This is a genomic window from Aureispira sp. CCB-QB1 (genome assembly GCF_000724545.1).
Lineage (GTDB): Bacteria > Bacteroidota > Bacteroidia > Chitinophagales > Saprospiraceae > Aureispira.
In genome coordinates this window covers 38469-65286 of the sequence record NZ_JHBV01000023.1, presented here as the reverse complement: position 1 = coordinate 65286, position 26818 = coordinate 38469, and the positions used below count along the sequence as shown (strand labels likewise).

At 36.1% G+C, this 26818-nt stretch carries 33 protein-coding genes, 2 tRNA genes and 1 other RNA gene; 14 read left to right on the top strand and 22 right to left on the bottom strand.

Annotation, left to right across the window (positions count from 1 at the left end):
- The first annotated feature begins 79 nt into the window (after nt 1-79).
- Nucleotides 80-628, top strand: coding sequence for a glutathione peroxidase (locus CG11_RS11085; RefSeq protein WP_052596149.1), 549 nt, complete (start codon nt 80-82; stop codon nt 626-628).
- Nucleotides 629-699: 71 nt separating this feature from the next.
- Here CG11_RS11085 and CG11_RS11080 read toward each other — a convergent pair whose 3' ends face one another.
- Nucleotides 700-1338 carry a hypothetical protein gene (locus CG11_RS11080; RefSeq protein ID WP_052596147.1) on the bottom strand — a complete coding sequence of 213 codons (639 nt, stop codon included), beginning with the start codon at nt 1336-1338 and terminating at the stop codon, nt 700-702.
- 671 nt (nt 1339-2009) lie between these two features.
- On the opposite strand from CG11_RS11080, the gene CG11_RS11075 reads away from it, so the two are divergent.
- The 6 genes from CG11_RS11075 (at nt 2010) to CG11_RS11050 (ending at nt 5633) form a co-directional block, all read left to right on the top strand.
- Complete coding sequence (locus CG11_RS11075) at nt 2010-2579, top strand: RNA polymerase sigma factor (protein WP_052596145.1); 570 nt, start codon at nt 2010-2012, stop codon at nt 2577-2579.
- Nucleotides 2580-2633: 54 nt separating this feature from the next.
- Nucleotides 2634-4082 carry a porin family protein gene (locus CG11_RS11070; RefSeq protein ID WP_052596143.1) on the top strand — a complete coding sequence of 483 codons (1449 nt, stop codon included), beginning with the start codon at nt 2634-2636 and terminating at the stop codon, nt 4080-4082.
- A gap of 244 nt (nt 4083-4326) precedes the next feature.
- Complete coding sequence (gene tsaE, locus CG11_RS11065; RefSeq protein ID WP_052596141.1) at nt 4327-4749, top strand: tRNA (adenosine(37)-N6)-threonylcarbamoyltransferase complex ATPase subunit type 1 TsaE; 423 nt, start codon at nt 4327-4329, stop codon at nt 4747-4749.
- Nucleotides 4750-4890: 141 nt separating this feature from the next.
- Nucleotides 4891-4961 (top strand) — tRNA-Gln (locus tag CG11_RS11060).
- Nucleotides 4962-5016: 55 nt separating this feature from the next.
- A tRNA-Gln gene (locus CG11_RS11055) sits at nt 5017-5087 on the top strand.
- 234 nt (nt 5088-5321) lie between these two features.
- Nucleotides 5322-5633 (top strand): HU family DNA-binding protein, encoded by a 312-nt coding sequence (locus tag CG11_RS11050; RefSeq protein WP_052596140.1) that lies wholly within the window; start codon nt 5322-5324, stop codon nt 5631-5633.
- 117 nt (nt 5634-5750) lie between these two features.
- Here the strand turns inward: CG11_RS11050 and CG11_RS11045 are convergent, their stop codons facing one another.
- Nucleotides 5751-6497: a geranylgeranylglyceryl/heptaprenylglyceryl phosphate synthase gene (locus CG11_RS11045; RefSeq protein ID WP_052596138.1), complete on the bottom strand. Its 747-nt coding sequence runs from the start codon at nt 6495-6497 to the stop codon at nt 5751-5753.
- Between the two features lie 786 nt (nt 6498-7283).
- On the opposite strand from CG11_RS11045, the gene CG11_RS11040 reads away from it, so the two are divergent.
- From CG11_RS11040 to CG11_RS11030, 3 genes are all read left to right on the top strand, one after another.
- A complete protein-coding gene (locus tag CG11_RS11040) occupies nt 7284-8060 on the top strand; it encodes an MbnP family protein (RefSeq protein WP_052596136.1) in 777 nt (258 codons plus the stop codon).
- A 95-nt stretch (nt 8061-8155) separates the two neighbouring features.
- Nucleotides 8156-9310, top strand: coding sequence for a cytochrome-c peroxidase (locus tag CG11_RS11035; RefSeq protein ID WP_052596133.1), 1155 nt, complete (start codon nt 8156-8158; stop codon nt 9308-9310).
- 354 nt (nt 9311-9664) lie between these two features.
- Nucleotides 9665-10465 carry a peptidylprolyl isomerase gene (locus CG11_RS11030; protein ID WP_052596130.1) on the top strand — a complete coding sequence of 267 codons (801 nt, stop codon included), beginning with the start codon at nt 9665-9667 and terminating at the stop codon, nt 10463-10465.
- Nucleotides 10466-10542: 77 nt separating this feature from the next.
- Here the strand turns inward: CG11_RS11030 and lysA are convergent, their stop codons facing one another.
- On the bottom strand, nt 10543-11820 hold the full coding sequence (gene lysA, locus CG11_RS11025) for a diaminopimelate decarboxylase (protein ID WP_052596128.1): 1278 nt from the start codon (nt 11818-11820) through the stop codon (nt 10543-10545).
- Nucleotides 11821-12247: 427 nt separating this feature from the next.
- On the opposite strand from lysA, the gene dacB reads away from it, so the two are divergent.
- Complete coding sequence (dacB, locus tag CG11_RS11020; protein ID WP_052596126.1) at nt 12248-13699, top strand: D-alanyl-D-alanine carboxypeptidase/D-alanyl-D-alanine-endopeptidase; 1452 nt, start codon at nt 12248-12250, stop codon at nt 13697-13699.
- A gap of 271 nt (nt 13700-13970) precedes the next feature.
- On the top strand, nt 13971-14378 hold the full coding sequence (locus CG11_RS11015; RefSeq protein ID WP_052596124.1) for a hypothetical protein: 408 nt from the start codon (nt 13971-13973) through the stop codon (nt 14376-14378).
- Nucleotides 14379-14473: 95 nt separating this feature from the next.
- On the opposite strand, the gene CG11_RS11010 is transcribed toward CG11_RS11015, so the two are convergent.
- Complete coding sequence (locus CG11_RS11010; protein ID WP_052596216.1) at nt 14474-15679, bottom strand: NAD(P)-dependent oxidoreductase; 1206 nt, start codon at nt 15677-15679, stop codon at nt 14474-14476.
- A gap of 384 nt (nt 15680-16063) precedes the next feature.
- On the opposite strand from CG11_RS11010, the gene ssrA reads away from it, so the two are divergent.
- Together ssrA and CG11_RS11005 are read left to right on the top strand one after the other, a co-directional pair.
- Nucleotides 16064-16444: a transfer-messenger RNA gene (gene ssrA, locus CG11_RS29055) on the top strand.
- Nucleotides 16445-16550: 106 nt separating this feature from the next.
- On the top strand, nt 16551-17603 hold the full coding sequence (locus CG11_RS11005; RefSeq protein ID WP_197043824.1) for a site-specific integrase: 1053 nt from the start codon (nt 16551-16553) through the stop codon (nt 17601-17603).
- A 33-nt stretch (nt 17604-17636) separates the two neighbouring features.
- On the opposite strand, the gene CG11_RS11000 is transcribed toward CG11_RS11005, so the two are convergent.
- From CG11_RS11000 to CG11_RS10920, 18 genes are all read right to left on the bottom strand, one after another.
- A complete protein-coding gene (locus tag CG11_RS11000; protein WP_052596119.1) occupies nt 17637-18815 on the bottom strand; it encodes a hypothetical protein in 1179 nt (392 codons plus the stop codon).
- Nucleotide 18816: 1 nt separating this feature from the next.
- Entirely contained in the window at nt 18817-19440 is a 624-nt protein-coding gene (locus CG11_RS10995) for a glycoside hydrolase family 19 protein (protein WP_052596118.1), read from the bottom strand.
- Nucleotide 19441: 1 nt separating this feature from the next.
- Nucleotides 19442-19996 (bottom strand): peptidoglycan recognition family protein, encoded by a 555-nt coding sequence (locus CG11_RS10990; RefSeq protein WP_156039745.1) that lies wholly within the window; start codon nt 19994-19996, stop codon nt 19442-19444.
- On the bottom strand, nt 19989-20303 hold the full coding sequence (locus tag CG11_RS10985) for a hypothetical protein (protein ID WP_052596113.1): 315 nt from the start codon (nt 20301-20303) through the stop codon (nt 19989-19991). Before CG11_RS10985 ends, CG11_RS10990 begins: the two co-directional genes overlap by 8 nt.
- Before the next feature lie 126 nt (nt 20304-20429).
- Nucleotides 20430-20624, bottom strand: a complete 195-nt coding sequence (locus CG11_RS10980) for a hypothetical protein (RefSeq protein ID WP_052596111.1) — start codon at nt 20622-20624, stop codon at nt 20430-20432.
- A 1-nt stretch (nt 20625) separates the two neighbouring features.
- Nucleotides 20626-20820 carry a hypothetical protein gene (locus CG11_RS10975; protein ID WP_052596108.1) on the bottom strand — a complete coding sequence of 65 codons (195 nt, stop codon included), beginning with the start codon at nt 20818-20820 and terminating at the stop codon, nt 20626-20628.
- A 12-nt stretch (nt 20821-20832) separates the two neighbouring features.
- Complete coding sequence (locus CG11_RS10970; RefSeq protein WP_052596106.1) at nt 20833-21258, bottom strand: peptidoglycan-binding protein; 426 nt, start codon at nt 21256-21258, stop codon at nt 20833-20835.
- A gap of 25 nt (nt 21259-21283) precedes the next feature.
- Nucleotides 21284-21574 carry a DUF4366 domain-containing protein gene (locus tag CG11_RS10965; RefSeq protein WP_052596104.1) on the bottom strand — a complete coding sequence of 97 codons (291 nt, stop codon included), beginning with the start codon at nt 21572-21574 and terminating at the stop codon, nt 21284-21286.
- Nucleotides 21575-21633: 59 nt separating this feature from the next.
- Entirely contained in the window at nt 21634-22080 is a 447-nt protein-coding gene (locus CG11_RS10960; protein ID WP_052596102.1) for a hypothetical protein, read from the bottom strand.
- 21 nt (nt 22081-22101) lie between these two features.
- The gene (locus CG11_RS10955) at nt 22102-23178 is read right to left on the bottom strand and encodes a hypothetical protein (protein ID WP_052596100.1); all 1077 of its coding nucleotides are present in this window, start codon (nt 23176-23178) and stop codon (nt 22102-22104) included.
- Entirely contained in the window at nt 23147-23560 is a 414-nt protein-coding gene (locus tag CG11_RS10950) for a hypothetical protein (RefSeq protein ID WP_052596098.1), read from the bottom strand. The genes CG11_RS10955 and CG11_RS10950 overlap by 32 nt, the downstream gene beginning before the upstream one ends.
- 48 nt (nt 23561-23608) lie before the next feature.
- Entirely contained in the window at nt 23609-23998 is a 390-nt protein-coding gene (locus tag CG11_RS10945; protein ID WP_052596096.1) for a hypothetical protein, read from the bottom strand.
- Nucleotides 23985-24260, bottom strand: a complete 276-nt coding sequence (locus CG11_RS10940) for a hypothetical protein (RefSeq protein WP_052596094.1) — start codon at nt 24258-24260, stop codon at nt 23985-23987. The genes CG11_RS10945 and CG11_RS10940 overlap by 14 nt, the downstream gene beginning before the upstream one ends.
- 86 nt (nt 24261-24346) lie before the next feature.
- Nucleotides 24347-25051 carry a hypothetical protein gene (locus tag CG11_RS10935; RefSeq protein WP_052596092.1) on the bottom strand — a complete coding sequence of 235 codons (705 nt, stop codon included), beginning with the start codon at nt 25049-25051 and terminating at the stop codon, nt 24347-24349.
- A 25-nt stretch (nt 25052-25076) separates the two neighbouring features.
- Complete coding sequence (locus CG11_RS10930) at nt 25077-25370, bottom strand: hypothetical protein (RefSeq protein WP_052596090.1); 294 nt, start codon at nt 25368-25370, stop codon at nt 25077-25079.
- A complete protein-coding gene (locus CG11_RS30165; protein WP_156039744.1) occupies nt 25367-25507 on the bottom strand; it encodes a hypothetical protein in 141 nt (46 codons plus the stop codon). The genes CG11_RS10930 and CG11_RS30165 overlap by 4 nt, the downstream gene beginning before the upstream one ends.
- A gap of 364 nt (nt 25508-25871) precedes the next feature.
- A complete protein-coding gene (locus CG11_RS10925) occupies nt 25872-26477 on the bottom strand; it encodes a hypothetical protein (protein ID WP_052596088.1) in 606 nt (201 codons plus the stop codon).
- A 25-nt stretch (nt 26478-26502) separates the two neighbouring features.
- Entirely contained in the window at nt 26503-26778 is a 276-nt protein-coding gene (locus tag CG11_RS10920) for a hypothetical protein (protein ID WP_052596086.1), read from the bottom strand.
- Between the last annotated feature and the right edge of the window lie 40 nt (nt 26779-26818).

Below are 26818 nucleotides of genomic sequence, written 5' to 3'. Positions count from 1 at the left end.
TGCAATAGTAATTGATACTGAGATAACTTACTATCTATTTTAGACATTCAAACTTCACTTAATTCATAACTAAATTAACATGAAATTTTTATTAATTAGCCTCTTAACAAGTATATTTTGTTGGACAACAACCCCTACTTCTGTACATGACTTTACGATGAATGACATTGATGATCAGCCTGTAGAGTTATCTAAATACAAAGGCAAAGTCTTACTCATTGTCAACACAGCAAGCAAATGTGGTTTGACACCGCAATACGAAGGACTCCAAGCTACTTATGAAAAATATAGAGAGCAAGACCTCGTCGTTCTTGGGTTTCCTGCCAATAACTTTATGGGGCAAGAGCCTGGCAAAAACAGTCAAATTAAACAGTTTTGTACCAATAAATTTAATGTGACATTTCCAATGTTCTCAAAGATTTCGGTCAAAGGAAAAAATATACACCCATTATATCAGTATTTGACCTCCAAAGAACAAAATGGCAAATTTGATGCGCCTGTTACATGGAACTTTCAAAAATTCTTAGTTGATAGAGAAGGGAAAGTGATTAAATCATTCGCCCCTAACGAAAAAGTAACCGATGCCAAAGTAATTAAAGCCATTGAAAAAGTATTAAAGCAAAAATAGCTATTCTTTAGGAATTATTACTCAGATTTTAGGCTCCTAAGAGTGTCTCGTCTAAAATCTGAGTCTTTTCTCTAAAAGGCATAATATAGCCCCAAACGATATTGCCAAGGAGAATTGTAAACCGTTGGCTGCAATGCTTTTCGCTGCCCAAACCAAAGAGCATTGACTAAAAGTTCTGCGGTAAATGAGAATCCTTTGTCAAAAGATGTATTGTATCCCAATCCTACATTAATGGCAGGCACAAAAGCACGAATTAATCGCCCCCCATTGTATTGAGTATGGTTTAAATACTCCCCTTCTACATGTGCATATAGGCCTTTCACTCCTCTCACTTCTGGAAAAGGACGAATATTAGCAAACACCCTTCCTCCATAAACATTGTCGCCAATATACTGCACCCCATTAAAATAAGCACTATAGATATATGTTCCTCCTATTCCTAAACCAACATATTTTCCCAAAAGATACCCTGCATAAGGTGAGACATCTACAAAAACGTATTGACCAAAGGAGAGACTAAATGTCATTCCAATAAACAAGTTCTCTACCTTAAACTTGTTCTTAGGTTCTTTGTATTTTCTATCTTTTACATTATCATTTATAATAACTGTATTATCAATTACCTCATCATCAGGAAGTGTATCAACTTGTGCAAAAGAAATTTGTGCACCCAATAAGATAATCAATAGGAAGAATAATTTGTATTGCATTTTTATTAATTGTGATAAGTAAATGATGAAAAAAATTATCGAAAATTGGTACCGATCGTTTGCTTTTTTAGGCTAATCTGACAAATCCCTAACAACAGCTTGCTAAAAAACTTTATTCATTTGATATACTATAACATCCATTTTGGATTGTTATGACAGAATACTCAAGTCCTTTTTTTTATTAATTCAATAATCTATAAAAAGTTCATACAATTGGTCAACTTCTTAAAACCTCCTCCTCCCCACCAAGCTCTAACACATTATTAACCAATAAATTAAAACTTTTAACAAACTATTTTTGTTACGATCAAAAAAAAAGAGCCACATTACATAATACGTTTTAGGCATTCTTTAAGGTTGGTCAATTATTTTTTTTTAACAAAAAAAACAAAAATCACCAACGCTTTTATTTTTTACTGCGTTTTCTAGGTAGAATTGAGTTTTTATCACCACAATTCATACCAAAAGTAAGCTTTATAGCGTTAAATCATCAAATGCAAATAGGCTTATTTTTCTAAAAGGAATGTGGCATTGAATAAGTTTATAGCAAAAAGGTTATTATTAATACAAACTTACAATAGTATCTAAATGAAATAGTGCCATTTTAAGTTTTAGATTATAGAGGCTCAAACAATTGGCGCTTCTATTTAGACGATGTACAACTTGGTTGAATGAGATATTCTGCAAAAAATACTGATAAAGAATTAGTTGCTGGCTGCCGCAAAGGCGAGCGTCTAGCCCAAAAAGTCTTGTATGAAAGATATTTTGGTAAGATGCTCGGTATAGCTATGAGGTATACCAAACAGCAAGAAGAGGCCGTTGAAATTCTAAATGCAGCATTTCTAAAGGTTTTTACTGCTTTAGACAAATACCAAGACAACAACAACTTGGCTGGTTGGATTGCCAAAATTGTCTTCAACTGTTCTATTGATCATGTTCGCAGGCACACCAAGTACCGTCAAGTAATGAATTTTGAAGTAGAGCGTGATGCGCCTGTTCTCAATGATAGTATTAATAACCTCCACGCTGAAGATTTATTTAAACTCATTCAAAAATTACCCACTGCTTCTCGAACAGTTTTTTGTTTGTATGTTGTTGATGGCTACAAACATAAAGAAGTTGCTGAAATGCTAGATATAACGGTAGGGACGTCAAAATGGCATTTAGCAAACGCTCGAAAAGAATTGCAACGCTTGATTCGCCAACAAGACCAAGAAGAACTTTTGGTAAGAGGCTGTTAATTGATGGTAATTTGAATAAAAAAAATATTCTAACTAGAAGAAAGACCGAATGAAATGACCGATTTTTACAAAAAAAATGACAACTTACTACGTGACAAACTCACACAACATGAGTTTGCACAAACCCCCAACGCCTGGGAAAATATGTCGGCACTACTTGACCAACATCCTGTAGTTCCTAAACGGGCAGTAGGTTATTGGTGGTCGGTACCTTTTGTTACTGCTGCTGCACTAGCAGGTGTTATTGGATTAGGAATGTATTTTACCCCTACTTCCGCTCCTATCACCAACTCAAGTGCACCTGTCGCTGAACAGACGAATGTCAAAGAATCCTTTGTCGCAATTGCTCCAAATGTTTCTAATGCTAATCCGTCAGTAAATAGAAGTATAAATACGACTGAAAAAACAACATCCGAACAAGTTCAGGTGGCCGAAGAAAAAGCACCTAAAACGCTTGATCAACCAACTAAAAAGGTTGTCGTTAAATCGGCTGTAGTAGCTTCAACAAGCCCTGCAACAAGTACTAAAAAAACGACAACAGCACCAACTGTTGCCAATGTTTCTACTCCTAATACAACTTCACAACAAGAGAAGAAAAATGAAACGCCTCTTGCAACTGATCTTTTAGAGACTAATCAAACAACAGTAGCAACAAATAAGAAACGAAAAGTAAAAACAACTCGTACAGAGGTTATTTACCAATATTCAACCACTCCATTACGCGCCCTTCAAGAAAAGCGTAAGATGATGGAAAAGCAAAATACGATTGGTAATTTTGGTATTGGAGATGAATTAAACACTAAAAAATCGCCTTTAAAAGCAGCTGTATTTGGTGGTGCTAGTGCCAAACTATATGGTGCTACAAAAGATTTTTCTGTCATGCCTTTTGCTGGAGTTAGCGCTTCTTATCGCATTGCCAAACACCACGGAATACAAACAGGTGTTCAATACAAAAGCATGGGGAATTTAACTCAAAATTCTAGCAAAAAAGTAACCGATCCAACAACATATATGCCCTACGCAAAACCAGAACCATCTATTCAAAGAATTGATCTTTTAGAAGTACCTTTGGTTTATCAATTTCATCCACACCCTAAGTACAATCTACAAGCAGGTGTCAAAGGAGCATGGCTGATGAATGTTGAAACAGGTAATCCTGACCTAAACAATTTGTCGAATGCAGAAATGGGAATTAGTGAATTTGACTTTAGTCTTTTGTTGGGTATGGAATATTGTTTTAATGAGCACTGGTCTATGGGCATACAATACAGCCTTGGCTTAATCAACTTAACTCAAAAAGCATCAAGCATGCATAATGAAGAAGTTAGCGCAACAATAGATGCAGGGAACGATCCTCAATACAATATCAATGCATTGACAAATGATGGAGAATTGATCGTACCAGTTCATTCTGAAGCGACAGGTGCGAGTCATCAAGCATTGAAAGTTCCCAATCAATTGCGCAACAATGATGTCCAAGTACTACTAAAATATACGTTTTAAAAGGTAATCGTTTGCTTTTGGTACCTTAACTAAGAAAATACAACTTTTACCTCACAGAAGGTAGCATTCTTGTTTTTAGAATGCTACCTTTTTTTATCTTTGCCTTTGAGCCTGTTTAAATTCTGTCTTCAAGCTTTTTGCCCCTATCAACTGTTTTGTTAGGCACTAAAATCAACTCATGTGCATCCAAATTGAAAAACATGAATTTTAACCTGCTCTTATCTTTCTTGTCAAAAAAAATGAAATGAGACAGCAATTTGTAGCCAATTCTATTGACCAATTAGATGCTATTGTAAAGGCATTGACTCCTATTATAAAAACTAGAAAAAAAGTAGCCTTTTTAGGGCAAATAGGAGCTGGAAAAACAACATTTATCAAACAACTTTGTCGTAATTTGGGTGTCAAAGATTTAACTTCTAGCCCTACATTTTCGATCATCAATCAATATGAAGCTCCACAAGCGACCATTTATCATGTCGATTTGTATCGACTAAAGTCAGAAGAAGAAGCATTTTCTATTGGGTTGATGGAACTTTTAGATGATAATAGTTATTGTTTTATTGAGTGGCCAAGCATCATAGAAAACTATTTTCCTGAATCAGCTCTATGGATTAAAATATCTGTTGACGAATCCGAAAATAGAATCTTTGATATTTATTATGAATAAGGAACCACTCTAAAGTATTCGTTCTTAGACAGAAAAGTTTTGCCACGTATTTTTTTTCTAAAAAAAAGCAAAATTTTTTGTTCAAAAGTTTGTTTGTTCAGCAAACAACAATTATATTTGCATTCGCATTTAAGGAAGTAATGGCCCATGGTGTAATGGTAACACAGCAGATTTTGATTCTGTCATTCTAGGTTCGAGCCCTAGTGGGCCAACTAACTTTCCTAAAAGCGTTATATAAGAATGTCTTGTTCTACAAACATTCATTTTTGGCCCATGGTGTAATGGTAACACAGCAGATTTTGATTCTGTCATTCTAGGTTCGAGCCCTAGTGGGCCAACTAAAAAGTCTTTAGCAAATATTTTGTTAAAGATTTTTTTTTGCGTATTTTTTAATTTTTGAAACATTAAGAGTCTTTCAAAGAGCAGAAAACAAAGCGTTTATAGCGTTTTTTTAAGACAAAAATTGTAAAATACAGCAAAAGAGTATACATTTGTAAGTACTTAATTTTTAAGCATTAATTAAAAACATCCTAATTTTTGCTTGTCATCCAAATTATAAATCATTTACTATTATGAACAAAGGAGATTTGATCGACAAAATTGCACAGAAAGCTGGCTTGAAAAAAGCAGATGCTGCTGCTGCATTAGATGCTACTCTAGATTCAATTCAAGATGCACTAAAAGAAGGTGACAAAGTTACTTTGGTCGGTTTCTGCACATTGAGCACTTCTTATCGTGCAGCTAGAACAGGTGTAAATCCTAGTACGGGTAAACCTGTGCCGATTGATGAAAAAGTTACTGTTAAATTCAAAGCAGGTAAACTTCTTTCTGATTCTGTTAACACAGCGAAGTTAAGAAAGGCTTTAAAGCCTAAGAAAAAGTAAGCTTTTGTTTGCCCTGATAGATAAGATATAAAAGCACATACTCAAACAGTATGTGCTTTACTTTTATCTCTATAACTCATCTATCTTCACAAAAGAGACATATTGAGGATTGGTCTCCTAGCCTTCGTGTACCGCAGCAGCCAACTCTAAAATCAACTGCGGATCCTTCTCAATAGCATTTCCGACCACAATAATATCTGCCCCTGCCTTTACATTCGCACTTGCTTTTTCGGGTGTTTTAATTCCTCCTCCTATAATCAAGGGGATCTCTGTTGCCATCGAAACCGACTCTATCATAGAAGTGCTAATTGGGTTTTGAGCACCACTCCCTGCATCCATATAAATCAATTTTAGCCCCAGCATCTCTCCTGCCATAGCCGTACAAACAGCAATACTATCTTTATTGGCTGGAATGGGTTGAGTATTGGACATATAAGAAACGGAAGTAGGCACCCCACCATCTACCAAGATATAACCTGTTGAAATAATTTCCACTGGGCTTATTTTCAGAAAAGGAGCTGTCTCTACGTGTTTGCCAATTAACAGTTCTGGGTTTCTACCCGATATTAACGACAAGAATAACAGACCATCCGCTTTGTAGCTCAATTGCCTAGAACTCCCTGGAAACAAAACAACAGGAATATTGCAATTTTTTTTGATATTCATAATAATATCATCCAAAGCATCATTTACAACCAAACTACCACCTATAAAAAAACTATCCACAGCAGCTTGTTCTGCCAATTCAACAATTTTATCAATATCTTTTAAACGCAATTTGTCAGGATCAATCAAAACTGCAAATTCTTTAGATTGTTTTTCTTTTGCTTTTCGCCAGTTGGTATAAATTTGATTTGTATTCATTACTTTTTGTTGATATTGATTACTTAAGCAGTAATTTTACGATTAACTTCGTCAAAAGGTCTCGTGACAGCGTTCCCATCGCTACTTCTTTTGCTTTTTTTATCAAAATTTCTAGCAATTCTATGGATCATCCATTATGTTTCTTTACATAGATACCTCTTAATTATAGCATATCAAGGTGTCATAATACAGTAAATTTAGTAACATTCAAAAGATAAACTGTTTTAACTATTTTTTTTTGAAACCAAGGCATAAAAATTGTGCCTATTAAAACGCTAATTTCCTTTATCCCAAATCAACAGAAATGACTTTCATTTCGTTTTAATGAATAGACTTTCTCCTAACTATTAATAACTTTCGTTCTTTGATTAGCGGTACTGGTAGTCATTATGTTACTCGTATTCTATCCTGCTAAAAAATTTATCAAATTTTGCTCGTTTTACTAGCTAGTGTCATCAATTGTATACTACCACTCTTTTTTAGAAAAGGATTGGTGTTTTAAAAAGCAAAATTGTAAGTTTGTTATCATAGGTACATTATAAACAGATATGGTCATTTGATCTACTAGATAATTTATCCAAGAACTCACTTTTCATTACTCCGTTAAAAAATTGTATTATTTTGATTATCAACAACATACATTTTCACCAATATTTTACACCAAAAAAACTGATAATCAAACTAATACAAGGTGTTTTTTTATATTTTTACTTCCTGAGCCTACGGGTTCATAGAGAAACTAAAAAATCAACGGAGTATTAACTTTTAACAATTAAAAATAAAATTATGCGCACGATTATCCTCCTTTTGCTATCCATCACAATGTGGTCTAGCTCCTGCGAAACACCTCCCAAAAAAGAGGACAAAATAACTGGCAATTTAGCCATTACATTCAAAGCTCGATATGGCGCTGATCCATTGATCTTATTTCAACAAACAGCAACAGGTCAAAGCAACCCTACCAATATTTTATTCAAAAAATTAGATTTTTTTATTTCGGATATCAAAGGAGTTAATGCTGGTACTAAAACAGATTTTGCCGATGTTGGCTATATTTCTATGGTTAATAGTATTACACAACAAGCTGCTGAAGAAGGTACTACTTTTACAATCAACGACCTTCCTGTAGGAAGTTATACCGCTCTAGATTTAGGTATTGGTTTATCCGATGCTATCAACAATACAACTCCTGGCGACTATAATTCTGATTCTCCACTTGGTCTCAATGGCAATCACTGGGCAAGTTGGAATAGTTATATCTTATGTAAATTAGAAGGTGATATTACTCAGTCCAACGGTACGACTTCTGGTTTTTTATACCACTCTGGCGTAAATGGCATGCATCAACTACTTTCTTTTGCTAAAAATTATGACATCGAAGCCAATCAAACAACAGAAATTACAGTGTATGTTGATGCCAAGGATATTTTCTTTAAAACAGGCAGTGAAATTGATATGGTCACTGACAAACAAACGCATTCTGGTGCGGTAGGTTCTGCTGATTATAATTTAGCTAAAAAAGTAATCGAAAATTTAGCGGCTGCTATGACAATTCAGTCTTAAGTCCATTTTAGTACATCCTTGATTGGAAAATAATTTTTTATCCAATCAACTAAAAATGTACTTTAACCCCAAAGCGTATAAAACTATCTGATACAATGCATTATAAATCAATTTTTGTTTTTACGGTTATAATAATTGGTATTATTGCCTGTAAAGAAACCGAATATATTGGACCTCTTAGTCCTTGTGATTTAACCAGTATTCCTTACAATCCAACTAGTTATACCGTTGAGTCTCCTAATGGTTTTCCACCAATGGAACATCCTGATGATAATCCCATCACTGTACAAGGTATTGAGTTAGGGCGTCATCTATTTTATGATCCTATTTTGTCTCGAGATTCTACCATTTCCTGTAGCTCTTGCCATGATATTAACAAGGCTTTTACGGATGGTTTGGCAAAATCGAAAGGTATTGACAACCGAATTGCAAGACGTAGTTCTATGTCTTTGATCAATATAGGATACAGTTGGGTAAAGGGACGAAAACACAACTTTATGTGGGATGGTCGTTTCTCAACCTTAGAAGAGCAAATTTTAAAAGGTCCTGTTGAAGACCCTTTAGAAATGGATAATACTTGGGAAAAGGTAGAGGCGGATTTGCGCAAGCACCCCACCTACCCAAAAATGTTCCGAGAAGCTTTTGGTGTTGATTGTTATGATGGCATCAATAGAGAATTAGTCGCCAAAGCCATTGCACAATTTGAACGAACACTCAATTCTGCCAACTCTAGGTATGATGAAGATGTTTGGGTTCCTTTTGTTTATTTGAATAGCCAAGAACTTCGTGGCATGACCTTATTTATTGGTGATGCTGCTGGAGCACCAAGTTCTAAAGACGCAGAATGTGCCCATTGTCATAGTTTCTCTAGAAACAAAGCTTTGTTTGCTAGAAATGAATTTTCTAACAATGGTTTAGATTCAGCACAAACTCTTTTTGACTTTGCAGACAATGGCTACGGAGAAGCAACAGGAAATGCACCTGAAAATGGTCAATTTAGAGAGGTTTCCTTGCGAAATATTGCACTAACAGCTCCATATATGCACGATGGGCGTTTCCAAACCTTAGAGGAGGTTGTTGATCACTATGCTACAGGCGGACATTACGCTCCTAATCTAGCATCTGAATTGACAACGGCTCCTACTATAAAAACCTTGACAGCAAGTGACAAAGCTGATATTGTTGCCTTTTTGCACGCACTGACAGACAGTAGCTATTTTAACAAACCAGAATGGAGTAGCCCTTTCTAAAAATCTATTTTGCTTGCCTATCAATCTATGACTCAAGAATAGTGGTGTCGTCAAGTAATCGTTTAGAAAAAATAAAAAGGAAAGATTTTTGTAAACTTTTAAGAAGGAGTATTATGTCGATTCGTAGATTAATGCGGATTCTGTATATTTGTACTTCTACAAAACTCCTAACTTATACGGAATTGAATTAATTTATGTCGCAATAAAAGTATCTATTCTTTCTACTTATCGTCATAATATGCTCCAAATAGCTTGCTACTTTGCTGCTTTTTGTCTCAATTAGAAAAAATATTTATCTTTCATTTTGTATGACATTCTTGATTCAATTCCGTATTAATTATAAAAAATCTTAGTGTGCTTAAAAACAATTTTATTTTTCTTGCTTCAATAGGTTCTCTATTTTTATTAATGGTTGCTTGTGTGACTTCTACAACAACAACTTCTTCTAACACATCTACGGGTGACAAAACAACCACCAAAGATGGTCGACAAGTAGTCGTTCGAAAGGCAGGTAACTTACAAGTTGTAGAACCTGATACGATAAAATTAGAACCGAATCCTTATTCTGCCTTAGTTGAGATGGAAACTAAGTTTGGCACTATGAAAATTGAATTGTTTTTTGATGCTGAAAACCATCGTACCAATTTTATCAAATTAGCCAAACAAAACTATTATGATAGCCTAATGTTTCATCGAGTGATCAAAAATTTCATGGCTCAGGGAGGTGATCCAAATTCTAGAATGGCAAAAAAAGGACAACGGTTAGGAAATGGTGGTCCCCAATACAAACAAGATGCGGAAATTGGACAACATTACTACCATATTAAGGGCGCTCTTGCTGCTGCTCGTCAACCTGATGAAATGAACCCAGATAAGCAATCTTCGGGCTCTCAATTTTACATCGTTCATGGTAGCTCTGTTTCTCCTGGACAATTAGACAAGAATGAACGAGAATATAATATTATTTATACAGAAGAACAACGAAAGTTATATTATAAACTAGGCGGTGCTCCCCAATTGGATATGGAGTACACTGTTTTTGGGCGTGTTTACGAACGATTGGATATCATTGATAGCATTTGCTACAAAGAAACGGATGCCTATGCTCGTCCCAAGGAAGATATTAGAATCAAAGTGAGGGTCATTCGCGAATAATAAACAAACACTAGCTTCCTCTATGGATGGGGAAGCTAATGTTTTATAATAACGTTGCGCTTCAAGCAAGCAACATTCTACTCTGCATTTAACAACTGTTCTTCTTCACTACTGAAATCCAATTCAGGTACTATTTGGTTTCTCAACAAATCTTCAAATGTCTCTCGTTGACGAATTAAATGAGCCTGTCCATTATGGACTAAAACTTCTGCTGGGCGGTACCGACTATTATAATTAGAAGCCATAGAAAAACAATAAGCCCCAGCATTCTTAAAACACAAAACATCTCCTTCCTTAATTTCATTAATTTTTCGATTCCAACCAAAAGTATCTGTTTCACAAATATAACCAACTACAGTGTATATTTTAGGTTTCCCATTGGGATTCGATGCATTGATAATTTCATGGTGCGCACCATAAAACATAGGTCGTATCATGTGATTAAATCCTGTATCAATGCCTGCAAAGACAGTTGAAGTGGTTTGCTTAACGACATTGGTTCTAGCCAAGAAATAACCTGCCTCACTAACTAGAAATTTCCCAGGTTCAAATGCTAATGTTAAATCTTTTCCCGTTTCTTCGCAAAAAGCATTAAACCGCTCTGACATCATTTCTCCAAACTGTTCCATATCAGTTTCGATGTCATTAGACTTGTATTTCACTTTAAATCCAGAACCAAAGTCAATGTATTTTAAATCATCAAATTTTCGAGCAACATTAAACAACAACGTTGCCGCATGAGAAAAGACATCCACATCCAATATATCTGAGCCCGTATGCATGTGTACACCTTCTACTTTGATATTCAAAGTTTTTACTAAACGCTCTACCAAAGGCATTTGATGAATAGAGATTCCAAACTTAGAATCGATATGACCGACTGAAATTTTGGCATTTCCTCCAGCCATGATATGTGGATTGATTCGAATACAAAACGTCTGATTGGGATGATGAACTCCCATGTATTCCAAGGTTTCAATATTATCAATATTTACCTTAACCCCTAGTTTCATAGCCGCTTCCAATTCTTCTATAGACACAGAATTAGGCGTATAGATAATATCTTTGGCCGCAAAACCTGCTTCTAAGCCCAATCGAATCTCTTGATAAGAAACAGCATCCAAACCAGCCCCCAAGTTTTTGAGTAGCTTCAAAACGCTTAAGTTCGTCAAAGCTTTGCAGGCATAATTAATTTTAAGCTTTTTTACTTGACCTAAAGCCTGTTTCATTTTTTTGTATTGGCTAATGATTTTATTAGAATCATAAACAAACAAAGGGGTACCATAAGAGGCTGCTATTTCCAATGCGTTTACGCCACCGATTTCAAACTGTTGTGTCTCGTCATTTAATAACATGATGCTTAAAATTTTATAAATTATGCAAAAGAATTAATAAGAATATAATATCCTATAAATAAAAAAAAGCGATTGGTTCATTTTGACCAATCGCTTTTCACTGTATAAGAAGTTAGCTTTGTTTATGTCAAAATGCACCGAAGTCGAGGATACTTCTTATCCGCCTTTTTACAACATACCATAGCCTTTTTGTCCTTGCTAATACAAGTCAATTCTGATACCAATAATATGTGTTTTGTCCGTTGCATAATACGAATATAGAGATTTTGAAGAAAGAAACAAATTTTTACAACAAAATAGCCCACCCCCATTTTAAATCAACCAAGAGATTCAACTCTTTTTTTTTCATTATTAAAATTCCTTTTTCTATTTTATCAAGCTAAAAAAAAACAAACGACCTATTAAAGATTATCAAAACAAACACAAGATGTACAAAACCTTACTGATTAGTTTTCTCCTTTCTTTTCCACTTTCTTCTTATGCTCAAACAAAAATAGAAGCCGCTCTAAAAAGCTTTGAAAATGACAATGAGTTAAAGTATGCTTCTATTGGATTCTGTGCCATAGATATCAATACCAATCAAATCTATGCGCAGCGTTCACCTAATCGAGCATTAATTCCCGCTTCTTCTATGAAAGTCATTACAACAGGTTCTGCTTTGGCTATTTTAGGAAGCGATTATAAATTTAAAACCTACTTAGAATATAGTGGGTCTATCTCAAATGGAACGCTCAACGGCAATTTGTACATTAGAGGTACTGGCGATCCTTCTTTGGCATCTCCAATTATGGAAGAAGTTCCTACCAAAGAGGCATTAATGGCAGAATTTGTTGCTGTCATAAAAAAAGCAGGCATCCAAAAAATCAATGGTGCTATTGTTGGTGATGGAAGTTTTTTTGACGACCAAGTAATGATTCCCACTTGGCAATGGGGTGATATTGGCAACCATTATGGCGCAGGAACATCTGGCTTGAACTATCACGACAATTTGTACTACATCCACTTCAAACAAGCAAGGGATTATGGAGCTACCCCAACAGTTGATCACACTGTTCCTAATATTCCTCAACTTAAATTTGATAACCGAGTAACTAGTGCTGGAAGCCGAACAGGGGACAATGCGTATGTTTATGCTGCTCCTTATGGAACAGAAGTGACCCTTCGAGGGACAATTCCCAAAGGAAGTGGTTGGTTTGATATCAAGGGCGCAACTCCAGACCCCAGCCTACTCTGTGCTCATGACTTGCGCAACGCTTTGATTACTGAAGGAATCCCCGTGTCTAAAAAAGAAACCACACAACGTTTACTAAAAGACAAAAACGCTAGGAGAAAAATTCATACGCACTTCTCTCCTTCTATGACTGCCATTTGTAAACACACAAATGAAGATAGTCGCAATATGTATTGTGAAGCTTTATTAAAAGCGATTGGAGCCAAAGTTAAAGGTCTTGGTAGCACAGAAAATGGGATTGCGGCAGTCACTGACTTTTGGCGAAGCAGAGGATTGGATATGTCTGGCTTTTTCATGAAAGACGGCTGTGGGCTGTCTGCTAGAAATGGTGTTTCTCCCAAAACATTTGCTGAAATTATGCGTAAAATGTACATTGACAAAAAAACGTTTGGAGATTTTTATAACCAAATGGCTATTGCTGGTAGAACAGGAACTCTACGCAATATGTGCCGCAACTCTTCTGCTGAAAATAATGTACGAGCAAAAAGTGGTTCTATGAACAGAATCCGAAGCTATACAGGTTTTGTGACCACTAAAGGAGGAAAAAAGCTGGCTTTTAGTATGATTGTCAATAATTATTCTTGTTCTGGATACATGATGAAAAAGAAATTGGAAACGTTAATGATTGCTTTAGCAGAATCAAATTAAACTTTTTGATTATTAAAGTATTTTACTTTTATTTTTAGTTAATATTAAAAAAAAATAAAATGACGATTTTCTTTTTCTTTTATTAACTTTCTAGTTAGTTTTAACTCTGGATTTAGAAGTTATTTAAATAGGCTATTCCTATTTGATAATAGTGCTGTATGTCCTTTTTTAATAAAAAGATCAAAAGCAACAGGCTACTAGTAAAAAAGACGCTATTGTAAACAACTTTTTAGACCAATCTCGACTAAACAACCATAATAGACCAAATACTATGGAGTATCAAACTAAAGAATTAACAATCAAAATCCGTCCTGATAATATCATCGAAATAAAAGCAAAAAAGGACCTTGAAGAATTTACCCTAGAAGGGGCGAAAGAAAACGTAGCGATGATGGAAGAAATAGTTGGTAATGATCCAAGATGTGTCATAGCATGGATGCCTGATAAGTACATGAAAAAAGACATCATTAAATATTACAATGACTTTGAACAAGAGTTTGTCACCACTGCCTTAATCACAAAATCCTTTTCTTCTAAAATTATTGGTAACCTTTTCATCACTTTAAGAACACGATTTGTTTCTAAAGGCAAAAGAAAAACCAATCCCATTCAATTATTTACATCTGAAGAAGAAGCTGTTAAGTGGTTATTAAGTGTAATGGCAACCTATGATAATTAATAGATTTTAATAGTAATATAGGCGGGGAAACGCATGGTTGTTTTCCCCGCCTACCTTATAGTAGGCACAGGCTACTGAGCCTCTCCAACACATAATTATGCTCCTTGAACATAATCTGTTAAATACTGAAAGTGAGGTCCAAGTTGTCCATCTTTGGCAATCATTGCTCGTTCCAACATTCCTGTGTTTTTGAGTCCCAATAATTCCTCTATTACATGCGCTGTAAATTGTTCTCCAAATGATTTTGAAGCATCTTTTGGCAACTCATTAGGCAGATTGTCAATTGTCATCATATCAATCGTATGTGCTTGATAAGGCTCTACAGCTGATTCCGATTCAGGATCATATCCAAATACAGGCTTTGCAATTGTTGTAGCAAATAAAGTAGATGGAATAGAAGCCACTGGCGCAATATCACAGGTAACATCGGCAATTACCTTGATGTTAAAATCTTCCTCCTTCATAGCAGCTTTGGTAAAGAAAGCGGGTGCCTCATTTGCCCAATAAATACCATTGACCATCAAATCAGCAACTTTGGTATAAGGCTCAAAGATTGATTTATAGTTTTGTGGATTTTGATAAAAATCCATCAATTCAAAGGGCTTATCTTCTTTAGGAGCTGCATAATGCTCACAATCCAACTGTGTATAAACAGCTTCATCGTACTCCTTTTCTAAAAAATCTTGAGGGCTAACCTTTCTTATCTCCATATGGTCGAATACTTCTGCCGCACCATTGGCAACACGTCCAGTTCCTGTCACAACAATTTTCATTTTAGGAAAGGACAATGTTTTGTAATAAGCTATTGCAGCAGCATAATCGTCGTATTTGTGCATTTGTTTTAGTTCAAATGCTCCTGTACGATTGCCATAAGTCATCATACCATTGTGCGCGCCAACAATTCCTGCAAAACGCCCAAAAGCAATCACTCGCTGTTTTTTCTCGTTCGTTAACACCTCATAATCAAACAAAGTGATGTTCTCCTCTAAGATTTTTTGTAGTAAAGCACGATTATATGGTTGTGCTTTGATTGTGTGTGAAAAGAAAAAGTATTTTTTGTTAGGAATCAGCTGCTCTTTAGGAACTTCTTTAATTCCCATCAATACGTCACAATCGGAAACATCCTCTTGCACTTTAATTCCCTCTGATTCATACGCTTCATCTGGCAAACAGCGCCCTGGTGACGGTTGTACAACAAACTGAAGATCGTATTTCTCTTGTAAAGTGGCACACTGCTTAGGTGTGAACAATACTCTAGAATCTGGTGGCACTTTTCCTTCTCTAATAATTCCTATTTTCATAATTGCGTGTTTTACTTTTTTTTGATGGTGGAATTTAGCCATTTTGAAGTTAAAAGCACCTTAAATGAACAGCAATTTTTAAAATCTTTTGAGAATAAACATCTTCCTTCGCACCAATAGACTACTAAACATTATCTATCAGCAATTTATATTTTTTTTTCACCTTTTTCAATTAAAAAATTATCCTAAAAAACCTATTCTGAAAGTCGAATAGACCATTTGTGACGATAAATTTCCCTACACGAACTTTTTTTTATAAAAATAATCTTCCTTGGAACTTTTAGACCTCAAAATTAGTTATAACTTTGCAAACCGTGAAGCGGAATTCATACCCTTCCACTTCCAACCTAAGAAATAACAAGTATTTCTAATTTGCAACAAAACGGGGCTGACTGGAATTGACAGCATTGAATGTTCTGTAAGTAAGCATGTCGAGACAGGTGTGATTATCTCGTTAAATATAGCACATAAACAACTTTAAATGGCAATAATAACTATGCCATGGCTGCCTAATCACGGAGTGATATAGGAACCATTGCGACCCACGCTTGACGCCTAATACACAGCGTGCCTCGCATCAACCAACCCTTTAGGCTAGCCTAGTGTGCGTGTCTCCGTAATGCTTGGCGAAACAAGAAGAGGCTGGAGTAGTGACTCGTATGTTGTTAGACATATTGCTACTTGAGATCCGACTAACAACTAAACATGTAGAAAGCTTATGGATGCTTTGACTGGACGAGAGTTCGAATCTCTCCAGCTCCACAAGACTTACAACATGACTGCCTATCAGGCAGTTATGTATTTAATGATAATTCATAATATTATCATTGTTTTCTTTTTATATCTCTTGGGTATAAAAAAGTTAAAAACAATGATTAAAAAATTTTTGCCCAAAATATTTCATGGCAATAAATCTTTATCCTCTAGATGGTTTGTTCACTATGAAGATGAGAATGGGCACCGAAGACGCAAATACGGCAACATCAACAGTTTTAATACAATTGAAGAAAGGATGTTAGCAGCTCAAAAAATTGTGTCAGAATTAAAACTCCAACAAACCATACGCTTTGCTTCCCAGTTTGAAAAACAAATATTGAGGGAGTTAAAACAAAAAGAATCTACTTGGAGAAAAAAGACCTATCAATGTAAAAGATCAAAACTTAAAATTTTCTTTGATTGGACCAGAGGCAAGGAATTAACAAAAGAAACGGTTAATGCTTTCTTTTTTGATTATCTCACTAATGAGCGCAAAATCAAAGAATCAACCTATAATGACTACATACGTCATATAAAAAATGCCTTATCTTGGCATAATAAGGAGCATTTGATGGAGGACATCAAAAAACGAAAGGCGAACTGTGTCCCTGCCCAATATTTCACAGAATCTCAACGAAGCTTTTTAATTGGTGTACTGAAGAAAGAGAATCCAGACTTATGGTTTGCTGTCCAATTTGTGTATTACTGCTTTATTCGTCCTCGATCAGAACTCACTTTCTTAAAAGTAGGTGATATTATACTTGAGGATAAACGCATTCTGATCCCTGCTAAAATTGCCAAAAATGGCAAGCAGGAATATGTCGCTATTCCTGATGCGTTCTTTCCTATCGTTCAACGAAAAATTTCAGGTAAAAATCCTAATGAATATTTATTCCCTGGTCGATGGGGTGGGAAAATAGGTTTAAATACTTATGGCAAACAACACCGCTTATTATTAAAGCGGTTGGGTTTTGATACGGACCGCTATAAATTATACTCCTGGAAACATACAGGAGCTGTGGCAGCTGTTCGGGCAGGGATCAGTTTAAAAGAATTACAAATTCAGCTGAGGCATCATTCTTTAGATCAAGTCGATGCCTATCTAAGACAATTGGGTGTGGCTGATTTATGGAATCTACAAAAGAATTTTCCTTCTATCACGGAATAAAAAAAAGCACCTCAATTGGGGTGCTTTTCTTATTTATGCTCTGGTCATTGAAGAAACATAATAATCTCCTGGCGATCCTGCATAAGCAAACGTTTCTGTTACCGTTAAACCTAGAACCGTACTAGAATGAACAATGGTATGAATACGGCGGTTTCCTGCATCACCTTCATCTAAATAAGTTGTTGTTCGAGTGTAATCATTCGCAACAATTATTTTTTCATAGTCGCTCTTTACTAAGTTTTCACAAATTGTCGTTAGCGTTTCCTTTAATGAGTTTTCTGAAGGGAAATTGCTTGTTGGTAAAAACACACCCGTTAGATTCTTAGGGTTGTTATCTGTATCTAAATAAGTTGTCCCAGTAGGAATATTATTTTCTATGCTCAGCAGCTCTTTTACCAAATTGTCATAAGAAAAATTAGAAGGCAAGACCCCTAATGCTTTTAACCGATAAGTAGCAGGATAATTCACATTACTAGCAAAGGGTTGAATCAATAGTCTAAAGTCCTGGTAATTGGTTAGACTATTATCATATTTTAACTCAATAATTTGTCTACTACCATTAGAGCGCCCTAATCTAAAGATGTCACTAGATACTGTTAGGATAGTTGTTGGTGTTCCTCCATCCATTTTTTGAAAATAAAAATAGTACCTATTTTGATCTATATTTGTTGCCAATGTTTCAAACTCAAAATATAGGCTCATATTCTCTGCCTGAAAACCATAATTAAAAGGCACAATCAATCTATGACTATTGCTAACAGAAGTCCATTCCACTATATTAGGGGTTTCCTCTTCCTGTACAATCGTAGGCACCGTTCCACCTCCTACACCATAAGTTTCAGAAGTCACCGTATCATACACAATTCCCTCCAATGAATCGCTATCAATTCCTATCGTTAAAACAGACTCAAAGTCTGGCTTATCTATCAGCTCCTGAAGCTTAGTAATTATAGTAGGGTCTGAACCCGTATCAAAATTAGTAATTGCATCCAAAATCAAAAAATCGGCATCTCTACTAGCTTGATCAGGATAATACCAATATTCTTGATTGGCATCTAAAGTCTTGAAATGGATGGCAAATAGTGCTACATCTACCCCAATTGGTTTCCGTTTTGTCTTTCTTATTTGAAAAGTTCGTTCAAAATTTAAGGTTTCATTAGTGATGTTATAAGCGCCCACTGTGAACGCTTGAGGACTAGGCTCTACTCTCATGTTATAAATATTGTTGTAGGTTTAGTGTATAGTTTTTAATTCTCTCTGCTCGATCCGTTCCATTAACTGTATTTCGAGCATTATAATAATCCTGCTCCTGCTCGTTAATGTAGTCGCTCAGCTTCTTCTTCTTGCCAGAAAAAGAGCCGTTCATCATCCCATAAACCAAAATTCGAGCAGCATATTTTTTATCTAAAGCTAAATGAGGATTATCAATCAAATTAACACCTAGAAAATCTGACATTTTAGAATAATTCCCCTTCCAAGTCAACTGTACAAAGCCACGTCCATAATACCCCGTACTCCAATATTCATTTTGTTGATTATAAACATCTACTTGAGTCGCTGAAGCTCTACGCTCTTCAATAGGTCTAAAATTACTCTCGTGTCTAGCCGTTGCTAATATGTAAGCCAACTTATTAGGATCTTTGTCTCCATACTTATCAAAAGCTCTTATTATTTCCTCAATAGACTCTTTTTGTAAAGCATCAAGCTTCCCAAATGCTTTTGTACAAGCATTTATATACAGAGCCACCCTACGCTCAAATAAAAACTTGATCACTAGCAGGAATACTAAAAACCCTCCCAAGGGCAACACAACCCATTTTAAAGTCTCTTTTTTCATCTTATGCTAATTGAAATTGTTTTAGATGCTTGTATAAATTTGTTCCTGGACAACTTGTGGTTCCATAATCCCTATGCCCAGCTACTTGCAAATGCTGAGGCAATGTCTTACGCAAATAAACAATAAGTTTCTTTAGGCTTTTTAGCTGCTCTAGTGTTGGTTCTTCTTGAGTAAAGTTGCCACTTAAACAGATACTAATACTAGATGTATTTTGCCCTGAAGTATTATTCGAGATGGTTTCAAGGAAATTGCCTTGGATAATGGTTCCCTCTTTTTCAATGACAAAGGTATATGCAATACCTGGCCATCCTTTTGACAAAACATGATACCGAGCATAATCCTCCGCTCGTTGCCCAATGGATCCAGAATGATGGACAATAATTTTATTAATTTGGTCTAGCGTTCTAGTACCGTAACTTTTGGTACTAGAACGCATCAAAGACCTTGTTTTGTCTACTATGTGGATTTCTTGGCTTTTTATCAAGATGGATACTAGAATTAGTAAGCCTATCCCTCCTGCAATCAGCTGCTTTTTATATTTGCTCAGACTATGCAAATGTTACGGTTTTAGTAGTTAGAGCCTTGTTGTTATTGTCTTTGATGGACAACACAATCTTTTGACCTTGAGTAACCGCCTCAAAAGTATAGTTTCCTAGTTTTTGCCTGCGGACACCGCCCAGCTTGAGACTAGATTCAAACTTCATATCTTTGTAAGACATTTTGAAGGCGACCTCTTTAGTACTTTGATTGCTGTTTACAATCTTTATAATTGGTTCATTGCGTTGTTGCTGCCATTGATAGATGGCAACACCTCCCAAGGCTAGAACGAGCAATACAATGAATACTTTAGTACGACTTTTCATGGTTTTAGTCTTTAGGCAAATTCTTCAAAGAGTAATAAGCTGAAAAACCACTCACTCCAATAGAAAGAATTGCTAATAAAATAATAATGTGTTTTTGTTGCATGGTTTTCGTATTGTTGCTATCTGCTAGGATTTTTCACGCTTCTCATTCAGCTCCTCTTCCTCTTTTCCTAGAGCCATTCCAATTCCTATCCCTGCTGGTTGCAGTATAAGAATTGTAAATACCCAATATTGCCACCCCATTTTATTTTTTAGACCATACGCAAATATAGCCAACAACATTAGGCTACCTCCTAGCATTCCTGCATCCCTCTTTTTCATATTACTTCTTTTTAGCTGTAGAACCTTGTTTGTATAACCACCTTAGCGCCAAAAGCACAATTAGAATAATTAGAAATGGTTGCAATACTTTGAATAGCTCTCCTGAAAACGTCGGCTTTTCTTCTGTACTACTTGACCACCACCAGTATCCCGTTGCTCCTGCTCCTGCTAAGAATGGCAAAATAATTAAAGGCATAAGAAAATGGTTTTAGTTCTTCTGATCAGCTAATTGTTTAATAAGCTGATTGATTGTAATTGTTTTTTTGCCTGTGAATAAGATCAACATTGCTTCCGTTTTAGGACCAAAGGCACCATCCAAGGCTAGTTTTGGTTCTGTCGGTGGTGTTGTGCCGTGCTGCTTTTGATAATCATACTCTAAATTGAGTAAGCGTTGCAGCTCTTTCACAGAATCATTTTTGTCTCCCATTTGGAGCACCAAATCTTTTTTGATTCCTGTAGACGTGCTAGAAGAATTATTTTTGCTGCTCGTTGTACTCCCTCCATTGCTAGAGGCTAGTTTACCAGTCGTGAATAAAGACATCCACTTATCTCTAGTAAAGTAGCCAATAACAAGGATTGCGAGAAGAGCCACCGCCATCATAGGCTTTACATTTTTTTTGGCTTTCGCTGTCATGTTTTATTTAGATTTCTTTAGTGAACTAATCTGTTAAAGGTTCGCCCGTTGATTGCTGATCTGGGGTCTGTTTGTCTTGAGGAGCAGCATTTGTTTCCTCTGACTCTCTGTTTTTCTGTTCCTCCGTCAAAGCCCCATTAGATTTTGCAGCTAGCTTTTTTTTCAGCTCTTTATTCTTTTTGTAATAATAGAAGCTGACACCTCCCAAAGCTAACACTAGTAAAACTCCTAGTACTAGCATCGTTTTTTTAGAACCTTTTGAAGCTGCTTTTTTAGGCTTTGGTGCCGTTGTTTTAGTTGTTGGTTGATCACTCACAATATTAAATTTTTATTGTTCTTTTGAACATTGTTTTTTAAGTAGTTTGATAATAGGTTTTATGGAATTTGGAGCACATCCATACGTTGGATTACTTGGTAATGAGGATCATCCTGCCAAGGAAAATTCCAACAAGCTACATAAGCACCGCTTAGTACTTTTCTTAAAGTTTCTCCATATACCTGATGGTAACCTTCTGCTACTGCCTTGAGTTGAACATCTTGCAAACTCAATAAAGTAGTAAGCGCTTTGCATCTTCCTGAACTCCAATTAACCTTGTATGCAGTATGAATTTCTTTAACCAATGCTGAGGGGTCCCATTCAATATTCCCCGAATCTGTGCTCACTGTAATTGGTTTTATATTTGGGTTGGCATCACTAGGATCATTACTATCCTCCTTCCCTGATAATCGACCAAAAATAAATATGATGATAACAACAGCCAGTAAACCACCGCCCATCCATAGGTATTTTTCGTCAATTTGTGTTTGCTTTATTTTTGCCATGATTGTTTTGAATTTAGAATATTATCCGTTCATTTTATCTCCTTTCCCTGCTCGATCATCTTTCCCCGTTGCTGGATTCACATAGGTTACATAATACTTACCATTTGGATTCTTCTCTGTTTTGATCAAAGACTCATAAGCTTCTTTTCGGACCATTTCATCCAAACGATCTATTTCTGCAATCCAGCGTTGTACAAAACCGTACATTCCCGTAGCACAATAACAGGCTCTAGCATTGGGGTCTTCCGCAAAAATGATGGTTAGCTTAGAATTTCTCTTGTCAACATACTTGTCAGCAAGATGCCAATCCGAGACCCAACAACGATTGAACTTTTTAAAGAAGTTTAATTCATTTCTTGGTGCCAACGACATTTGTACTTGATGAGGCGTGGGGGTATTCTCCCAAGTTGTCCCAACCAATAAATTGAGTCCAATCTCTTTTAAAACCCATGGCTCATCAGGGTCTCTTAGTCGAGTTAAATTCAAACCTTCCCACCCTGAATCAATAAGATTTTGCAATTCGGCTCTATATAAGCCTCCTTTAAGTTCAGACGTTCCATAAACAGGAAATTGCAAATACTTACGATTGGGATTGTTTTTAAAATCCACATTAGGCAGCTGCTCGAACAATTGCTCAATACATTCTTGCTCTTCTTTATCTCGCCCCATCATTCCTTCTCCTATATTGTACAAAGCTCTTATGGCATCCATTCTTGGTCCACTCTGTTCTGATTGAATTTTTCTATATTCCATCTCAACAGCTGTAAGAAAGGCAGGATCCTTCCAATAAATAGGATTGGCAGCATTGTATCCTGTTTCTCCTGGTTGAGGTCCCACGGATGGGCTTGCAGTTAAGGCGGCTATTTGTTCTGGTGTCAATGGAAATCGTGTATTGGTTACATTACGTCCACTAGCTCCCCCTTGGTTCCCACTATTATTATTACTATTATTAGAATTGCTCCCATCGTCCTTTTTGGGCTTGAGGAAAAAATACACGCCTACACCACCACCAATTAAGATGACAATCAATAACCCAATCAAGAAAGCAGATGGACCTTTTTTAGTGCTAGGCTTTGGTGTTGCTACTGTTGTTTCCATTTTTAGTACTTAGGATTATTAGACCAATCAATAATAAAAAGACCGTAATGGCACCACCAATGATCCAAGGGCTAACCGTTGGTTTATTCGTATTTGTATTATTGTTTTGTCCTGTGTTATTGTAATTGTTTGTAGGTGTAGAATTCCCCCCATTGGCAGCACCACTAATAGAGTCGGTTAACTCCGCAGCACCGCCCAGAAATACACCAATACTAGCCATAATCTGATCAAAAGTAGGCTTCGGTTTGTCGCCTGATGTATTATCAGTAGTTGTATTGGAATTAGCATTAGGATCAGTAGTTGTGTCAGGGGGGCTTGAATCCCCTGTACTACCATTTTTGAGACGTTCGTCTCTTAACCGATATTGGCTCTCATTGCTCATGGTTAGTTTTAGTTTAAAGCATGAATAAATTGTTTTTTAGCAATAAAACTACCCCTTAGCAGCCTTACCCACTGATTTGACAGCTTGGTAGGACAACGCCAATAAAAGCAGAATAACACCCGCATACATCCCCAAATGCAACACATTGTAAACCTTGCAAAATGTGGAGCATTCTGCCTTTGGTTTGTCTTCAGTACTAGCATTGGTAGGAGTAGGTTTATCTTCTACTGTAGTAGTAGTTCCTGTACCACCTGTATTCGTATCAGGTTTATTCTCTCCTGTCGTAGTAGTGGTAGTGGTCGTATTGGTATTGGGGTCCGTTGTGTTGGAATTAGATGCATTATTAGTGCCGTTTGTTGAGGTTGTTGTAACACTTGGCGCTGGTGTATTTAGAGCCGTAAGTTCTTTTCTTATTGTAAACTGACTATTGTTTTCCACGATAATTAAGTTTTTGTGATAAAAGATAAATGATTAGAAGAAATAGCCCTAAGCCTATTGTCGCACTTATTGAAATAATCAATCGACGTTCTCGCTCTTGTTGCTCGTTGACCTCAGCCTCTTTTTGAATATTGGCTTGAGCTTTTGCCATCTCGATTAACATCGCAGCAACATCTTCAGAACTCATTCCATGATTTCCAAGGTTAGAGAATAATTCTATATTCCCTGTGCTGATACTATCGAATACTGATGCTGATGCCATTTTTTATAAGTTTAGGGTAAAAGAAACGCCAATACGCCCAGAGCGCATTGGCGTTTTTGATTTAGTTTTAGTTGTTTTGGTACTGCCTACTTAATAAAGCAAGTGTAAAGGGTCAAATTGACACTCTCATTCGCAGGAATGGCAATTTCTAGATAATTCATACCATCCATCATCAAATTCAGTCCATTAGTGGCTAAATATTGTTCTGTCATGGTACGAATGTCTTTGTTGTCGTCCTCAGATGTCGCTTTAGGGTAATAGACTTTTTTGTCCAATTTGCATTCCCCTACAGAAGAAAATTCTTTTAGTCGTGGCGTTTCTGAAAAAACATCCGCAGAAGAAGCTTCAAAATGCAACTTTTTCAGTTTTAGTTTTCCATAAAAAGCCAAACGACCGATGGCTTTTATTGTATTCACGCCATGAGTTCCCCCTACTGTCACATCCTGAACGGCTGCTGTACCTCCAAAAATAGGCAAACCAGTGTCATCCAATCCAATTCTGACAACGCCCCCACCTGCACCAGCTTGCAAGGTCAATTCATATTGTCCGTGCTCTTCTTGAGCTATACCAGTAGTGGTCGGTGCATAAGCAGAATTACCAGGCACGATAGCCATAGAATTGTCAATGACAACATTTCCCTTGGCAACCTCCTGCTCAATGAATAATTTGTCATATACTTTTGGTTGACCACTTACAGGCTTACGTGATCTAGAACCATCCGCTAGTTCAACCCAAGCTGATTCTTGGAAATACTGATTACCGACAGGAAATAAAATTCTTTTCTCTTTCATGAGTGCTTTTTTTAGTTTTAAAAGATTATTTGTTTTTCAAGCTTTTGACCTTATTAACAACTCTATCCCACATATTTAAGATTTTGTCTACATTCGCAATCATCAAGCAGCATAAGGAAATAATCATTATTACTGTTTTGAATGCTTCATTGATAATTAAGGTGTGATAGACCATTTGAAGCTCGTACGATTCCTCTAATAAACCGAACTGCTCCATCTTGTGTAGAAGAGTGTCCAGATCCTTAGGTTTATTAATCCAAACTCCAAAATTGAAGCAGCTAAAAAACCAAGTCATTAGTTTTTTATACAGTTCTTTCATCGTTTTAGGATTAGTTTGCTCAATGTTTTATCAGCAACCATCAACATTAAAATCAATACCCCTAGCATCACTAAACTTGCAGGGTCAATAAAAAATGTTGTTCTTAAATCATGTTCTGATTTGTCAGGTATTAGCATTTTAAATAAGTTTTAAGGTTTAGCTTGTTGTCGAATACAAATATCGCTTAGAAAGTCCCCTCAAAGCAACTTTTTGACTACATAGCTGGTGCAGAAGTAGAGAGATATGCACGGAGATGTGCACAAAAACGGCACAAAAAAATAGCCTTACAACGCTGTATTCATCGCTCATATAACATTTTTAAAAATTAGTTATCTCCGTGCATATCTCTCTATCCCTTATTTTGTGGCGTATTAGTACCTCTCTAATGCAAAAAGCACCCTAATTTTTAACAATTAGAGTGCTTCCAAACCTTTTCCCAAGGTGTTCCAAATTCTTTTCAACTTATATTTCAAAGCTTTTCTTAATCTTTACCTGGACTGTTTATCTAAACTTTTTTTGATTCCATAATCTAATGCCCAATGTCACTTCATGTTGATTTTGCAACACATCATAATCATACCCCAACGCCCAACCTTTGTTGCTAATAAATTGCATCCCTACGGTTACGCCCGTAATGCCTAGAGGATTTACCCCTACTCCCGTATTAAAGAGCAACGCACTGGCAGGAGCAGGAACGGGTTTTGTTATTTCTATTCGTTTCGTGATCTGCTTGGGAATTTTGAGTTTATAGTCCAAACTATTTTGTAACAATTCCCCTTCTACGACAGATTGATAGTATACCGTCAAGTTTTCGTCTTCCAAACTATCTTGATATAGTTGCACACTTTGATGGATCGCTGTATCAATAGATTCTTTTTGTACAATATTTTTAGAGCTATCAATATAAATAATGGTTGGTGCTGGCACGGTTTGCCTTGGCAACTGCACAATAATAGGAGCTGGCAAAATAGTATCTACTACAATCGTCGTATCAGGATGATATTGGTTTGAAGTATGATTATCATGCCCCCCTCCTTTGCACTGATGGAGCCAAATAATATACCCCATTAAGACCATCGTTAAAATGAATTGAATGGTTTCTTTCATCGCTTAATATGTGATTTGTGGTAAATTAAATTGATTCCGAATCAAAACTTTGTTTAAATGTTTCCTCTATCATTTTCATCAAAGAAAATGTATCTAAAATAATATCTTCCCAACAGACAAGCGCCACAACTTCTTTTTCCTGTTTTTCTATCAAAACATGTAACAAGAAAGGGGAAACATCGTGCTTTGAAGCCGTTTCATCTATCAGCGCCTCAAAGCTCTTCAAAATATTATTGATAATTCCTGGTGCCAGTTTTTTTATAGCAACATTTAACGCCTGACCTTTAAGCTGTTCTAACATAGTTTATAGTTGTTTATATGGGGTGTATGTTAATTCTTTT

What these genes read in the sequence shown, in the direction of transcription:
- CG11_RS11085 (WP_052596149.1), top strand. Translation starts at nt 80, where the DNA reads ATGAAATTTTTATTAATTAGCCTCTTAACAAGTATATTTTGTTGGACA.
- CG11_RS11080 (WP_052596147.1), bottom strand. Translation starts at nt 1,338, where the DNA reads ATGCAATACAAATTATTCTTCCTATTGATTATCTTATTGGGTGCACAA.
- CG11_RS11075 (WP_052596145.1), top strand. Translation starts at nt 2,010, where the DNA reads ATGAGATATTCTGCAAAAAATACTGATAAAGAATTAGTTGCTGGCTGC.
- CG11_RS11070 (WP_052596143.1), top strand. Translation starts at nt 2,634, where the DNA reads ATGACCGATTTTTACAAAAAAAATGACAACTTACTACGTGACAAACTC.
- tsaE (WP_052596141.1), top strand. Translation starts at nt 4,327, where the DNA reads ATGAGACAGCAATTTGTAGCCAATTCTATTGACCAATTAGATGCTATT.
- CG11_RS11050 (WP_052596140.1), top strand. Translation starts at nt 5,322, where the DNA reads ATGAACAAAGGAGATTTGATCGACAAAATTGCACAGAAAGCTGGCTTG.
- CG11_RS11045 (WP_052596138.1), bottom strand. Translation starts at nt 6,497, where the DNA reads ATGAATACAAATCAAATTTATACCAACTGGCGAAAAGCAAAAGAAAAA.
- CG11_RS11040 (WP_052596136.1), top strand. Translation starts at nt 7,284, where the DNA reads ATGCGCACGATTATCCTCCTTTTGCTATCCATCACAATGTGGTCTAGC.
- CG11_RS11035 (WP_052596133.1), top strand. Translation starts at nt 8,156, where the DNA reads ATGCATTATAAATCAATTTTTGTTTTTACGGTTATAATAATTGGTATT.
- lysA (WP_052596128.1), bottom strand. Translation starts at nt 11,820, where the DNA reads ATGTTATTAAATGACGAGACACAACAGTTTGAAATCGGTGGCGTAAAC.
- dacB (WP_052596126.1), top strand. Translation starts at nt 12,248, where the DNA reads ATGTACAAAACCTTACTGATTAGTTTTCTCCTTTCTTTTCCACTTTCT.
- CG11_RS11015 (WP_052596124.1), top strand. Translation starts at nt 13,971, where the DNA reads ATGGAGTATCAAACTAAAGAATTAACAATCAAAATCCGTCCTGATAAT.
- CG11_RS11010 (WP_052596216.1), bottom strand. Translation starts at nt 15,679, where the DNA reads ATGAAAATAGGAATTATTAGAGAAGGAAAAGTGCCACCAGATTCTAGA.
- CG11_RS11005 (WP_197043824.1), top strand. Translation starts at nt 16,551, where the DNA reads ATGATTAAAAAATTTTTGCCCAAAATATTTCATGGCAATAAATCTTTA.
- CG11_RS11000 (WP_052596119.1), bottom strand. Translation starts at nt 18,815, where the DNA reads ATGAGAGTAGAGCCTAGTCCTCAAGCGTTCACAGTGGGCGCTTATAAC.
- CG11_RS10995 (WP_052596118.1), bottom strand. Translation starts at nt 19,440, where the DNA reads ATGAAAAAAGAGACTTTAAAATGGGTTGTGTTGCCCTTGGGAGGGTTT.
- CG11_RS10985 (WP_052596113.1), bottom strand. Translation starts at nt 20,303, where the DNA reads ATGAAAAGTCGTACTAAAGTATTCATTGTATTGCTCGTTCTAGCCTTG.
- CG11_RS10980 (WP_052596111.1), bottom strand. Translation starts at nt 20,624, where the DNA reads ATGAAAAAGAGGGATGCAGGAATGCTAGGAGGTAGCCTAATGTTGTTG.
- CG11_RS10975 (WP_052596108.1), bottom strand. Translation starts at nt 20,820, where the DNA reads ATGCCTTTAATTATTTTGCCATTCTTAGCAGGAGCAGGAGCAACGGGA.
- CG11_RS10970 (WP_052596106.1), bottom strand. Translation starts at nt 21,258, where the DNA reads ATGACAGCGAAAGCCAAAAAAAATGTAAAGCCTATGATGGCGGTGGCT.
- CG11_RS10960 (WP_052596102.1), bottom strand. Translation starts at nt 22,080, where the DNA reads ATGGCAAAAATAAAGCAAACACAAATTGACGAAAAATACCTATGGATG.
- CG11_RS10955 (WP_052596100.1), bottom strand. Translation starts at nt 23,178, where the DNA reads ATGGAAACAACAGTAGCAACACCAAAGCCTAGCACTAAAAAAGGTCCA.
- CG11_RS10950 (WP_052596098.1), bottom strand. Translation starts at nt 23,560, where the DNA reads ATGAGCAATGAGAGCCAATATCGGTTAAGAGACGAACGTCTCAAAAAT.
- CG11_RS10940 (WP_052596094.1), bottom strand. Translation starts at nt 24,260, where the DNA reads ATGGCATCAGCATCAGTATTCGATAGTATCAGCACAGGGAATATAGAA.
- CG11_RS10935 (WP_052596092.1), bottom strand. Translation starts at nt 25,051, where the DNA reads ATGAAAGAGAAAAGAATTTTATTTCCTGTCGGTAATCAGTATTTCCAA.
- CG11_RS10930 (WP_052596090.1), bottom strand. Translation starts at nt 25,370, where the DNA reads ATGAAAGAACTGTATAAAAAACTAATGACTTGGTTTTTTAGCTGCTTC.
- CG11_RS30165 (WP_156039744.1), bottom strand. Translation starts at nt 25,507, where the DNA reads ATGCTAATACCTGACAAATCAGAACATGATTTAAGAACAACATTTTTT.
- CG11_RS10925 (WP_052596088.1), bottom strand. Translation starts at nt 26,477, where the DNA reads ATGAAAGAAACCATTCAATTCATTTTAACGATGGTCTTAATGGGGTAT.
- CG11_RS10920 (WP_052596086.1), bottom strand. Translation starts at nt 26,778, where the DNA reads ATGTTAGAACAGCTTAAAGGTCAGGCGTTAAATGTTGCTATAAAAAAA.